At 32.5% G+C, this 13,853-nt stretch carries 11 protein-coding genes and 1 pseudogene; all 12 read left to right on the top strand.

The features are described from left to right. The first annotated feature begins 11 nt into the window (after positions 1-11). The 12 genes and pseudogenes from BN350_RS16875 (at position 12) to BN350_RS16820 (ending at position 13,530) form a co-directional block, all read left to right on the top strand. Positions 12-3,767 (top strand): phosphoribosylformylglycinamidine synthase, encoded by a 3,756-nt coding sequence (locus tag BN350_RS16875; RefSeq protein WP_028044645.1) that lies wholly within the window; start codon positions 12-14, stop codon positions 3,765-3,767. Beyond that, complete coding sequence (purB, locus tag BN350_RS16870; protein ID WP_028044644.1) at positions 3,768-5,150, top strand: adenylosuccinate lyase; 1,383 nt, start codon at positions 3,768-3,770, stop codon at positions 5,148-5,150. Positions 5,151-5,317: 167 nt separating this feature from the next. Beyond that, positions 5,318-5,632, top strand: coding sequence for an AAA family ATPase (locus BN350_RS21535; RefSeq protein WP_028044643.1), 315 nt, complete (start codon positions 5,318-5,320; stop codon positions 5,630-5,632). A gap of 9 nt (positions 5,633-5,641) precedes the next feature. Continuing rightward, positions 5,642-6,541: an ATP-binding protein gene (locus BN350_RS19680; RefSeq protein WP_231385319.1), complete on the top strand. Its 900-nt coding sequence runs from the start codon at positions 5,642-5,644 to the stop codon at positions 6,539-6,541. 76 nt (positions 6,542-6,617) lie between these two features. Next, positions 6,618-7,292 (top strand): annotated as a pseudogene (locus BN350_RS21745) (ORF6N domain-containing protein). A gap of 159 nt (positions 7,293-7,451) precedes the next feature. Continuing rightward, positions 7,452-7,598, top strand: coding sequence for a hypothetical protein (locus BN350_RS21100; protein ID WP_187117156.1), 147 nt, complete (start codon positions 7,452-7,454; stop codon positions 7,596-7,598). A 106-nt stretch (positions 7,599-7,704) separates the two neighbouring features. Continuing rightward, the gene (gene glpK, locus BN350_RS16845) at positions 7,705-9,192 is read left to right on the top strand and encodes a glycerol kinase GlpK (protein ID WP_028044642.1); all 1,488 of its coding nucleotides are present in this window, start codon (positions 7,705-7,707) and stop codon (positions 9,190-9,192) included. A gap of 1 nt (position 9,193) precedes the next feature. Next, positions 9,194-10,624 carry an NAD(P)/FAD-dependent oxidoreductase gene (locus tag BN350_RS16840; protein ID WP_028044641.1) on the top strand — a complete coding sequence of 477 codons (1,431 nt, stop codon included), beginning with the start codon at positions 9,194-9,196 and terminating at the stop codon, positions 10,622-10,624. After that, positions 10,624-11,874 carry an NAD(P)/FAD-dependent oxidoreductase gene (locus BN350_RS16835; RefSeq protein ID WP_028044640.1) on the top strand — a complete coding sequence of 417 codons (1,251 nt, stop codon included), beginning with the start codon at positions 10,624-10,626 and terminating at the stop codon, positions 11,872-11,874. Before BN350_RS16840 ends, BN350_RS16835 begins: the two co-directional genes overlap by 1 nt. Continuing rightward, entirely contained in the window at positions 11,868-12,230 is a 363-nt protein-coding gene (locus BN350_RS16830) for a DUF1667 domain-containing protein (protein ID WP_231385318.1), read from the top strand. Before BN350_RS16835 ends, BN350_RS16830 begins: the two co-directional genes overlap by 7 nt. A 39-nt stretch (positions 12,231-12,269) precedes the next feature. Next, on the top strand, positions 12,270-12,749 hold the full coding sequence (locus BN350_RS16825; RefSeq protein ID WP_028044638.1) for a hypothetical protein: 480 nt from the start codon (positions 12,270-12,272) through the stop codon (positions 12,747-12,749). Positions 12,750-12,771: 22 nt separating this feature from the next. Further along, positions 12,772-13,530 carry a ChbG/HpnK family deacetylase gene (locus BN350_RS16820; protein WP_028044637.1) on the top strand — a complete coding sequence of 253 codons (759 nt, stop codon included), beginning with the start codon at positions 12,772-12,774 and terminating at the stop codon, positions 13,528-13,530. Positions 13,531-13,853 lie beyond the last annotated feature (323 nt).

The raw sequence follows: 13,853 nt of genomic DNA, 5'->3' as shown, positions 1-13,853 counted from the left end.
GAGGTGAAAAGATGAGTAAAGTCTATCGAATATATGTAGAAAAAAGAAAAGATTATGCTGTTGAGGCAGATGAATTATTAAATGACTTAAAGACACAATTAAAAATTGAGAATATAACATCTTTAAGCATTGTCAATCGCTATGATGTTCAAGGTGTCAACGAAGATGTCTTAAATCAAGGAATTCCAACAATTTTAAGTGAACCAATGGTTGATGATGTTTACAAAGAAGACTATCCAGCAAGTGTTGGTGCAAAAGTCTTTGCGATTGAGTTTTTGCCTGGTCAATATGATCAAAGAGCAGATGCTTGTGAACAATGCTTCCAATTATTAACTGGTGAAAAGAATGTCAAAGTCAAGTGTGCAAAATTAATTGTCTTAGTGGGTGAATTATCTGATGAAGATGTTGCACGTATTCAAAAATATATGATCAATCCAGTTGATCAAAGACTAGCGTCTTTAGATAAAGTTGAAGATTTAAGTGATGCTGATGTGCATATTGATGCAGTTCCTGTTATCACAGGATTTATCAATTATACAGATGATGAATTAAATCAATATATTAAAGATAATGGAATGGCTATGAACTTTGATGATTTAAAAGTCACTCAAGATTATTACAAGAATGAAGAAAAAAGAGATCCTACAGAAACTGAATTAAAGGTTTTAGATACATATTGGTCTGATCATTGTCGTCATACAACCTTTGCGACAATTATTACAGACTTAGATATTGAATCAGGAGCATTCAAAGAAATCTTAGAAAAAGATGTTGAAGATTATAAAACATCGAGACATGTGGTTTATGGTGTAGATACAAAACGTCCATTAACATTAATGGACTTAGCGACCATTTCAATGAAAGAATTAAGAAAAACAGGTTATTTAGATGATTTAGAAGTCTCTGAAGAAATCAATGCCTGTTCAGTAGAATTAACAGTTCATACATCTGATGGTGATGAAGATTGGTTATTGATGTTTAAAAATGAAACACATAACCATCCAACTGAAATCGAACCATTTGGTGGAGCAGCAACATGTTTAGGTGGAGCTATCCGTGATCCATTATCAGGACGTGCTTATGTTTATCAGTCAATGCGTATTACTGGAGCAGGTGATCCAAGACTTTCATTAGATGAAACAATGCCAGGGAAACTCCCTCAAAGAAAAATCTGTACAGAAGCAGCTCATGGATTCTCAAGTTATGGGAACCAAATTGGTTTAACAACTGGGTTTGTGCATGAAGTTTATGATGATGGCTTTGTTGCAAAACGTATGGAACTTGGAGCTGTTGTCGCAGCTGCACCAAAAGATCAAGTTAAACGTTTAGAACCATTAAAAGATCATATTGTCTTATTAATTGGTGGAAGAACTGGTCGTGATGGTATTGGAGGAGCAACAGGTTCTTCTAAGAAACATGAATTAAAAACCACAACAACAGCTGGTGCTGAAGTTCAAAAAGGAAATCCTGTTGAAGAAAGAAAGATTCAAAGATTATTTAGAAACAAAGCAGTTTCAGAAAAAATTGTACGTTGTAATGACTTTGGAGCAGGTGGTGTTTGCGTTGCTGTTGGTGAATTGGCACCTGGTTTAAATATCAATTTAGATGCAGTCTTAAAGAAATATGAAGGTTTAACAGGAACAGAACTTGCGATTTCAGAATCACAGGAACGTATGGCTATTGTCATTGATCAAAAAGATGAAGATATGATTAAGCAAGCTTGTTATGATGAAAACTTAGAAGTTGTTCGTGTGGCAACTGTCACTGATAATAATCGTTTAACAATGTATTATATGGGACAAACAATTGTTGATATTGACAGAGCCTTCTTAGATAAGAATGGGGCTGCTCGTTATCAAAGTGTTAAAGTTGAATTACCTGATTTTGAGAAAACACCTTTTGATGCAGTGAAACAAAATTCATTTGTTGAAACTTCAAAAGAAGTATTAAGTCGTTTATCTGTTTGTGGACAAAAAGGTTTGATTGAAAGATTCGATTCTTCAATTGGAAATGGAACAGTTTTATCACCATTTGGTGGCAAAACATTAAGAACAGAAACAGAAGGAATGGCAGCGTTAATTCCTGTTTTAGGAAAAGAAACAACCACTTGTTCATTAATGAGTTATGGATATAATCCAGTGATCTCTAAATGGTCACCATATCATGGTGCTATGTATGCGATTGTTGAATCAATCGCAAAGATCGTTGCAATGGGTGGGGATTATCATACAATTCGTTTCTCATTCCAAGAATATTTTGAAAAATTATTAGATGTTCCAAGCAAATGGGGCAAACCATTGGCTGCATTATTAGGAGCATATCGTGTACAATCTGAAATGAAGTTGGCCTCTATAGGTGGAAAAGATTCTATGTCAGGAACATTTGAAGACTTAGATGTCCCACCAACATTGGTATCATTTGCGATTACAGGTGGAGATGTCAAAAATGTGATGACTCCTGAATTAAAAGCACCAGGACATACTTTAGTAGAAGTGATGTTACCAAAAGATGCTTTCCATGTTTATGATTTTGATGCTTTAAAAGCGCAATATGATGCTGTGATGAAATTGATGAAAGATGGTCAAGTTTATAGTGCATATACAGTTAAAGATGGTGGTGTGATTGAAGCAATTTATAAGATGGCATTTGGGAATGTGATTGGAGTAGAACTTGCTGATATTGCATTAGAATCATTGATGACTAAAGATTATGGAAATATTATTTTGGAAGTTGATAATGATAATGTTGTGAATTTTGAAAATACAAGAATTATTGGTCATACAAATGATACCAATAAAGTATCATATTGTGGAGAATCATTCGCATTAGATGATGCTTATGCAGTTTATGCATCTGTTCTTGATGATGTTTATCCAACAACTGAAAAAGCTCAAACAACTGAAATGATTGTCAAAGATTGTGATGAAAGAACACCATTACATGCATCAAAAACATATGATGAAGTCAATGTTGTGATTCCTGTTTTTCCAGGAACAAACTGTGAATATGACTCAAAGCGTGCTTTTGAAAAAGCTGGTGCAAAAGTTCAACTTGTTTTAATTAGAAATAAAACAGAAGAAGATATTAAGAAGTCTGTTGATGAATTAGAAGCAGCTATTAAAAATGCACAAATTATGATGTTGCCAGGTGGATTCAGTGCTGGTGATGAACCAGAAGGTTCAGGTAAGTTTATTGCGACAGTTTTAAGAAATCCAAAATTAAAAGATGCTATTACAGATTTATTAGATAATCGTGAAGGTTTAATGATTGGTATTTGTAATGGATTCCAGGCATTAGTGAAGTTAGGATTACTTCCTTATGGACATATTAAAGAGATGGATAAAGATGATCCGACATTAACATTTAATACAATTGGACGTCACTTATCACAAATGGTGGATACAAGAATTGCTTCTGTGAAGTCACCTTGGTTAGCAAATGTCAATGTAGGAGATATTCATACAGTACCTATTAGTCATGGTGAAGGACGTTTTGTTGCACCTGTAGAAGTGATTGAAAAATTATTTGAAAATGGACAAGTCTTTACGCAATATGTTGATTCACAAGGACAGCCAACAATGCAATCACCATACAATCCAAATGGATCAATGATGGCTATTGAAGGTATTTTATCTGCTGATGGACGCGTACTTGGGAAAATGGCACATAGTGAACGTCAAGGTGAAAATAGAAATAAAAATATCTATGGTGAAATGGATCAGAAGTTATTTGAAGCTGGTGTAAATTATTTTAAAGGTGGTAAATAGATGGAAAGACAAGAGTTTGAAAGTATGACACTTTGTCCATTAGATGGACGCTATTCTGGAATTAAAGATGCATTAGGTGAATATTTTTCAGAATATGCTTTAGTGAAATATAGAGTGTTTGTTGAAATTCAATGGTTAAAGTTCTTAATTGAGAATGTTAAAAATGATATTTTAGCAAAGTTTAATAAAGCAGATATGAATAAAATTGAATCTATTTCTAATGATTTCAATGCTGATTCATTTGCTAAAATTAAAGAGATTGAAGCAACAACAAGACATGATGTCAAAGCTGTAGAATATTTCATTGGAAATACATTAAAAGATATGGGTTATGATTATTTAATCAGTTTTGTTCATATTGGATGTACTTCAGAGGATATCAATAATACATCTTATGCTTGTATGTTAAAATATGGCTTAAAAGATGTATGGTTACCAAAAGCCAAAGAATTTGCTAATATCATTAATCAATGGGCTGTTGAACATAAAGATGATGCCATGTTAGCTCATACACATGGACAACCAGCAACTCCAACAACAATTGGTAAGGAATTTAAAGTTTATGCTTATCGTTTCTTATCTAGTATTGAAAATATTGAAAATATTCAAATTAAAGCAAAATTCAATGGAGCAACTGGAAACTATAGTGCTATTTTAACTGCTTTTCCTAATGTTGACTGGCAAGTTATGGCTAAAAAATTTGTTGAAGACTATCTAGGATTAACTTTTAATCCACTCACAACTCAAATTGAAAGTCATGATTATACATGTCATATTCTTGATGGTATTCGTCATTTCAATAATGTATTGGTTGATTTTGATGTAGATATGTGGTTATACATTTCTATGGAATACTTCAAACAAATTCCTGTGAAGGGTGAAGTTGGAAGTAGTACAATGCCTCATAAAGTCAATCCAATTCGTTTTGAGAATAGTGAAGCAAATATTGATATGTCAAATAATATCTGTGTCGCTTTATCTAATAAGCTTCCTAAATCTCGTATGCAAAGAGACTTATCTGACTCTTCATCACAAAGAAACTTAGGATTAGCAGTTGGATATTCTTTACAGGCTATTAATGAAACGATGAATGGTTTAGCAAAATGTGTTGTGAACAAAGATAAACTTGCTGCTGACTTAAATGAAAAGTGGGAAGTTTTAGCAGAACCTATTCAAACAATGTTAAGAAAATATGGTGTACCAGATGCTTATGATACTTTAAAAGCCTTAACAAGAGGAAAGAGTATTTCCAAAGAAGATATTATTAAGTTTGCAGAAGGATTAGATATTTTATCTGATGAGGATCGTGCAACACTTGTGAATATGACACCAGCATCTTATATTGGTTTAGCTGATATTCTAGCTGATTTAAAATTGAAATAATGAAAGAACATCTCCAAAACTAAATGGGGATGTTTTTCTTATCATTTTGTCTTTAATATTATTCAGTGATTTATTATTTTAACTTATATTGTGTAGTATTTTGCATTATTATTACATATTTAAATAGTCAAATATAAGCAATAAATTAAATAATAAATATTTTTTCTATGTATAAAGCAAGACAAGTTGGAAAATCAACATTGGCTTATGGGTATGTTAAGGAAAGAGGTTTTGATTATGTCTCATTAGATAATATAGAACAAAGACAAATCGCAATCCGTGATCCTAAGTATTTTCTTCAACAATTTCATAAACCACTTATTATTGATGTGGTACAATATGCACCCATATTGTTTGAAGTCATAGAAGAAATTGTAAATATGAAAAGACTTAAAGAGGGATCAGCAAATGGAATGTTTATTCTCACTGGGTCACATGCTTTTCATCTCATGAATAATGTCACTCAATCACTGGTAGGTTGAGTGAGTGTTATGGAGATGTTACCACTGAGTCTTGCTGAGATTTTGGGATATGAAAGTCAACCTTTTATTCTAAATTCTCAACGAATCAAGAAATTTAATAATAGAGAAGGAATAGAAGCTAAGGAATTATTTCAATATATTGTGAAAGGCATGTATCCAGAGTTATACAAAGAAAAGAATAAGGTAACTAGTGATTATTATGAAAACTATATGAATACTTATATAGATAGAGATATAAGTGAACTTATTAATATAAAAGACAAATTGAAATTTCATAGTTTTTTACAATATCTTGCAGCTCCTACATCACAACAGATTAATGCAAGTGAATTAGGACGAAAGATAGGTGTGACTTATAAAACAATAAATCACTGGTTATATATTTTAGTGGCAACAGGCATTATTTATTTTCTCCAACCATACAATGATCTTTCTATTGTTAAGGGAGTGATTAAATCACCTAAAATATATTTTTCTGATACTGGATTGGCTGCTTATTTAGCAAGATTGAATCAAAGTGAGATACTTCTTATCTCAAACTTTTCTGGTGCTTTCAATGAGAACTTTATCATGAATGAAATTAGAAAATCATTCATTAACAATAAGCTAGCATTTCATGCATATTATTATCGAGATGTAAATCAAAATGAAATAGATCTTGTCCTATTATATGATGGACAATTATCACTTATTGACATTAAGCAAGGAGTTTCTTTTCATCTTTCAGATGTGAAATCATTTCATCAATTAGAAAATTCTATGTATCCAATTATGAATCAGATTATTGTTTGTAATACCTTAGAGAATTATCCATTAAGTCCAGATGTCAAGTTGTTTTTTTTAAATGTATTTAAAAGTTCTTTCTATAGATTTAAGGAGATTTCTTTTTCTATTGTTTTGTGCAATTGAGAAGTAAATCTCTTATTTTATTAATAAAATAAATTGCTCAGTACATTATATGTTTTAAAGACGGTTGAGTTGATTCATGAAAATTGACAAAGCGTTATATGGAAAGGATGAAAATATGGACAAAACTCTTATAAAGAATTTAATACAAGCAGAAGTTAAGGATTTAATATATGAAATACAAAGACAACAAGTGATGTTAGACTCTGATTTAGCAATGTTATATGGATATGAAGTTAAACAATTTAATAGACAAGTTAAAAGACACATAGAAAGATTTCCTGAAGATTTTATGTTTTAGATTACTAATGAGGAATATACGAATGTTTTGAGGCACCAAAATGACACCTCAAGCGAAATTGGTGGAAGAAGATACCTTCCATATGCATTTACTGAACAAGGAATATACATGCTTTCATCTGTACTAAGAGGAGAAATTGCTATTCAACAGAATATTAATATTATAAGAGCATTTAAAGAAATGAGGCATTATCTTATTAATAATCAATTATGTTTAACTGATGGTGAGGTATTAACAATCTATAAGAAACTCTATAAACATGATAACGATATTTTAGAATTAAAGAATCAAATGGCTACAAAAGAAGATTTTGAAAAGGTCATGAATTCTTTTGTTGATGAAAACAAAATTAAAGAAATTATAATCTTAAATGGACAAAAACTTGAAGCGGATGAAGTGTATTGCTGTATTTATAGACATGCAAATCAAAGTATATATATGATTGATAATTAATTATATGAATATTGATACATTAAGTTACTTGAAGTGTAAAAGAAAGGATATTGAGGTGGTTTTATTTAGTGAAAATTTAGGAAAAAAGAAACTAGGGATTTTCAAAATGAATACCCATCATTAAAATTAAAACATAATGGAGTGTCACATGATAGATATATGATTATAGATTATAAAACAGAAAATGAAAAAATATATCATTGTGATGCTTCTGGTAAAGATGCTGGTAGACAATTATGTGGTATCAATCAAATAAGTGATAGAGATTGTTTTCATCCTATTATTGAAGAATTGATTGTAGAATAAGGTTAAATAACGATTGTTATTTAACTTTTTTCTTGAGATAGAGTATGTCTTTTGATTGTTTAAGGTTGTTATTTATGATTTAATTAAATTAAGGTAGGTGAAGTATATGAAAAAATATATCCTTGCAATTGATCAGGGAACAACAAGCACAAGAACAATTTTATATAATCATGATTCCAAGGTTGTGATGTCAGCTCAAAAGGAATTCAAACAATATTTTCCGCACCCAGGCTGGGTAGAACATGATGCGAATGAAATTTGGTTGTCTACATTAGCAGTCATGACAGAAACAGTTCAGATGTCTGGAATCAAGCCAGAACAAGTCGCAGGAATTGGAATTACTAATCAAAGAGAAACAACTGTTGTTTGGGACAGAAATACTGGGATTCCTGTTTATCACGCTATTGTATGGCAATCTCGCCAAAGTGATGAAATTTGTCAACGCTTCAAAGATGCTGGTTATGAAGAGATGATTCGTCGGAAAACAGGTTTGCTATTAGATCCGTATTTTTCAGCAACAAAACTTGTTTGGTTGTTTGAAAATGTAGCAGGAATTAAAGAGAAGGCATTAAACGGAGAATTAATGTTTGGAACGATTGACTCATGGCTGGTTTATAAACTTAGTGGTGGGAAAAGACATATTACAGATGTGACAAATGCTTCAAGGACGTTACTTTATAATATTTATGAACAATGCTGGGACCAGGAATTATTAGAATTATTTGGCATTCCAGAAAGTATGTTGCCAGAAGTTGTTTCTTCAAGTGAAATTTATTGTCATAGTGCACCATATCATTTCTATAATCAGGAAGTCCCAATTGCTGCTATGATTGGTGATCAGCAAGCGGCACTATTTGGTCAAAATTGTTTTGAAGAAGGGAAGATGAAAAACACTTATGGAACAGGTGGCTTTCTATTAATGAATACTGGGGAACAGGCAGTTTTATCAGAGCATGGCTTATTAACAACAATAGCATGGAAATTAAATGGAAAAACATCATATGCAATTGAAGGGAGTATCTTTGTTTCAGGGAGTTTAATACAATGGTTACGAGATGGTTTACAGATTATTCATAATGCGAATGAAACAGAAACTATGGCTTTTTCTGTTCAAGATACAAATGGTGTTGTGATTGTGCCTGCATTTACAGGTTTAGGTGCACCATACTGGGATAATCAAGCGAGAGGATCAATTGTTGGGATTACACGTGGAACGACAAAGGAACATATAGCAAGAGCAGCTTTAGAAGCCATGTGTTATCAAAGTAAAGATTTGGTTCTAGCCATGCAGCAGGATACTAACTTAAATATAGAAGAGTTATATGTTGATGGTGGAGCAACTGAGAATAAATTTCTACTACAATGTCAAAGTGATATCTTACAAATTCCTGTGACTCGTTTAAAGGTGAATGAAACAACAGCTTTAGGAGCAGCCCGTTTGGCTGGTTTAGCAGTTGGATATTGGACGATGAATGATTTTCAAGCAGAAGTACTCGCTACGTATGAACCCGTTATAGACGAAGAACAATCTCATGATATGTATCGTCGCTGGCAAAAAGCAGTAAAGAGCTGTCAGGCTTTTGAGGAGGACTAATGTGAAAGATATTGTTATTATTGGATGCGGTATAACAGGAAGTTTAATGGCTTATGAGTTATCAAAATATCAATTAGATGTTGCTGTTTTAGAAAAAAATAATGATGTTGCTTTGGAATCAACGGGTGCGAATAGTGCTATTGTCCATTCTGGACATGATCCAAAACCTAATACATTAAAGGCTCGTTTTAATTTAGAAGGAAATCGTATGTTCCCAGATTTATGTAAAGAGTTACAAGTTGATTATCAACAAATTGGTGCTTTTGTTGTCTCGACTAGTCAAGAAGAATCACTCACATTAGATCGTCTTGAACAGCAGGCAAAAGAGCGACGAATTCCTTATGCAAGATTAAATCGTGAAGATATTTTAGCTGAGGAACCACATATTGGTGATGGAGTTACAGAAGCATTATCACTTCCAACAACAGGAATTATTACACCATGGAAAGTCACGATTGCAGCAATGGAAGAAGCAATGGAAAATGGTGTAGCACTTTATTTGAATCATGAAGTTAAAGGAATTAAGCATATTAAAGATGGATATCGTATTTTTACAATTTATGAATCCTTTGATGCGAAAATGGTCATCAATGCAGCAGGTGTATATGCCGATACCATTGCAGGTTATTTAGAAGATGTTGCTTATCAGATAACACCTCGGCGTGGAGAATATTATATTTTAGGGAAACTGACAGAACCAATAGTGAATCATATTATTTATCCTGTTCCTTCATCTCGAGGAAAAGGGGTTTTGGTTGTTCCGACTATTCATGGAAATGTTTTGTTAGGACCAAATAGTGAACCGATATCTGATAAAGAAGATGTATCAACAACAGATGCATTAAATGAAGTGAAAAAGAATGTTATCAAGACTGTCAAAGATATTCCGTTTCAAAAAATCATTAGAACATTTTCAGGCTTACGTCCAACTGGTAATACAGGAGATTTTGTGATTGAAGAAGATGAAAATCATTCAAACTTTATACATGTTTCTTGCATTGAATCACCAGGATTAACGGCTTCTCCAGCGATTGCCAAATATATAAAGGATACGTTTGTTGCTCAGAAATTCCAACTTATTAAAAAGGAGTCTTATCAGAAACGTCGACCAGATATTGTCTGCGCACATCTTTCTCATAAAGAACGAAATCAACTGATTCAAAAAGATTCCCGTTTTGGAAAAATCATTTGTCGTTGTGAACAAATTAGTGAAGGAGAAATCATAGATGTGATTCATCGTTACGCCGGAGCGACAACAATTGATGGTGTGAAAAAACGTTGTCGTCCAGGCATGGGTGGATGTCAAGGAGGATTCTGTTCACCAGAAGTTTTAGCAATTCTAGCAAGGGAACTTCATAAAGATAAACAAAGCATTGAATACAAAGGGAAGCATACAGAAATATTACCTGCCAAGGCAAAGGAGGCACTTTGATGGAAACACATGATATCGTTATTATAGGTGGAGGAAGTGCAGGCCTTGCAGCTGCTTATCAAGCCAGTCAAAACGGCTGTCATGATATATTAATTATTGAGCAGGGTGTTGAATGTGGAGGTATTTTACAGCAATGTATTCATAATGGATTTGGGCTTCATACTTTTAAAGAAGAATTGAGTGGTCCAGGATATGCTCAACGTTTTATTGATCGTGTTGAAAATAATCCTGATATTGATATTTGGTTAGAAAGTACAGTCATTGAAATGAGAAATGATAAAACGCTTACTGTTGTTTCACCAAAAAAAGGCTATCTTGAGATTCACGCAAAGGCTATTATTTTAGCTATGGGCTGTCGGGAAAGAACAAGAGGGGCTATTGATATTAAAGGAACACGTCCCAATGGGATTTATAATGCAGGACAAGCACAGAAATTTTTAAATCTTGATGGTTATTTGGTTGGAAAGAGAGTCTTTATTTTAGGCAGTGGTGATATTGGCTTAATAATGGCTAGAAGAATGACGCTTGAGGGAGCGAAAGTCTTAGGAGTTGCTGAATTAATGCCATATTCAAATGGACTCGCACGTAATATTAAACAATGTCTTGAAGATTTTGATATTCCTCTTTATTTGAGTCATACAATTACAAAAATAATTGGAAAAGATAATCTTGAAAAGATTGTTATTTCTCAAGTGGATGAAAATCGTCAAGTCATACCAGATACAGAAATGGAATTTGAGGTTGATACTTTATTGCTATCAGTTGGTTTGATTCCTGAAAATAAATTAAGTGAAGATGCTGGTATTAAACTTCATTCTCAAACGAAGGGAGCCATTGTTGATGAATGTTATATGACCTCAATACCTGGTATTTTTGCTTGTGGTAATGTTTTACACGTTCATGATCTTGTTGATTTTGTCACTTCTGAGGCCAATAAGGCAGGTTATTGGGCAGTGAAATATATTCAAGGTCAAACGGGAGATGGTCATCTTATCAATCAAATCGCAAACAATGGTATTTCTTATGTTCTTCCCCAAGTTATTCATGAAAACGCGCAAGCTGATATTGAATGTTCATTGAGAGTGCAAGCTCCTCATAAAGATTGTCAAATTATCATAAAAAGTGGTGATTTTCAAAAGATTGTTAAAAAACGTAGTGTTGCACCAGCTGAAATGGAAAAGGTTATTTTAAGAGTTGCTGATTTAAAACAAATTCATCAGGATATAGAATGGGAAGTGAGAGAATGTTGAAAGAAATGATATGTATCACTTGTCCTATAGGGTGTCATTTAACTATACGACAAGATGGTGATGACATAGAAGTGACTGGTAATACTTGTCCAAGAGGAAAACAATATGCTATTGCGGAATTAACCAATCCAACGAGAATGCTTACAACAACAGTTGTTATTAAAAATGCTCTTTATCATCAGTTACCAGTTATATCTTCTGCTCCGATACCATTAGATAAAATAGAAGAAACTATGAAATTACTTAAAGAAGTTGCTGTGACTGCTCCTATTTATGAAAAAGATATCATTATGAAAGATATTTTTGGATTAGGTATTGATATCATTGCGAGTCGTAGCATGAAGAAAGTAGATTAAAGAAATTATGAAAAAGATTATTTTTATATTAATGATGATATGTTATGGGGATGTACTCAACAAAAAAATATCAATCAAATAGAAAACACACAAATACTACCAGCTAAGCTCATACAAAAAATAAAAATGACAATGCCTTATTCTATTTATGAGGAACTTGAAGATAAGGGTGTTTGTACTCAAATTGATGATACGCTTCTCCTCGGTAATGATGCTCAGAATCCAACTTTAAGATTAGATTTTACGTATAAAGGAGATCAGCTTATTCAATATGTCAGCAAAGAATATGGTTTTGTAGAGAGTATGAATGAAAAACATATTAATGAAGATGAAGCCAAATCTCTTGTCAAATTATTTGCAAAAACATTTCTGGAACAAGATGTTATTCTCAAAACAACAACTGATATGAGTGGTTATGATACAGGAGATTATATAACATTTGAAGATCAAAATCGTAATCTCTATCTTGTTCAATTCAATAAAAATATGGTCATCAAAATGGATAGCCAAAGTCAATGATAAGAAAGAATTGAGGTATGATATGAAAAAGTTATTAATACGTGGTGATGATTTAGGATATAGTGAAGGTGTCACATTAGGAATGATATCGGCTTATGAAAAAGGAATAGTGAATAGTATGGCAGTTATGATTAATATGCCTTATGCTAAAGAAGCGATATTGCTTGCCAAAAAACATAAAGGACTTTGTTTAGGGTTGCACGTGAATGTGACCAATGGTAAAGCTTTAGCACCAATTGATCAAATTCCAACATTAGTTGATGAAAATGGTATTTTTATTTCAAGTCGTTTAAGAAGAGAACAACTTGCTAAAGGAGAAACATTATTTAATGAAGATGAAGCATACTTAGAAGCTAAATATCAAATCGAAAGATACATTGAATGGGTTGGAGACATACCTGAATATATTGATTTTCATGTCTTAGAAGTACCTGAACTCATTCATCCAATCTTACGAATTTATAAAGAATATCATGTTCCAGTATGCATATATGATAAATGCTTTGACCACTCCATTCATGAGCAATCAATGAAACAGTATGAATATTATCAGCATCACGATGATCATTTTGAAAATATGTTTATCAATGGGGAATATGAAATGAAAGATGGTTTCAATCTTCTTGTGACACATCCTGGGTTTATTGATTATGATCTTTATATGACATCATCAATGATTGATGAACGCTTAAAAGATTATGCATTAGTCACAAGCCCATCCTTAAAACAATGGTTACAGCAACAAGATATTCAAATTATTTCTTTTAGAGATTTCATATAATTGAAAACAATGATTGTGAAAAGACATTACGAAAGTTAACTCAATCTTACATTGATTATGTATATTGAGTTGCTTTTTTTATCAGCAAATGAAACTGATTGGAATAAGTTTTAATGGATGAGTTTTTGAATTCTTTATTAATGTTTCTTGTTATGATATGATGAAGTTAGTCATGGAGGATGATATTATGCTATATGATCATATATTGCGTTTTCAAGGTGAGTGGCGTTCTTATCAAAGAAGAGTATTGGACCGTTTTGTAGAATATAAAAGTGATGGGAAGGTGCATATTGTTGCAGCACCTGGATCTGGAAAAACAACGC

This window comes from Candidatus Stoquefichus massiliensis AP9 (assembly GCF_000455285.1).
GTDB lineage: Bacteria > Bacillota_I > Bacilli_A > Erysipelotrichales > Coprobacillaceae > Stoquefichus > Stoquefichus massiliensis.
The sequence above is the reverse complement of the archived record's forward strand: the minus strand, read 5'-3'. Positions and strand labels throughout refer to the sequence as shown.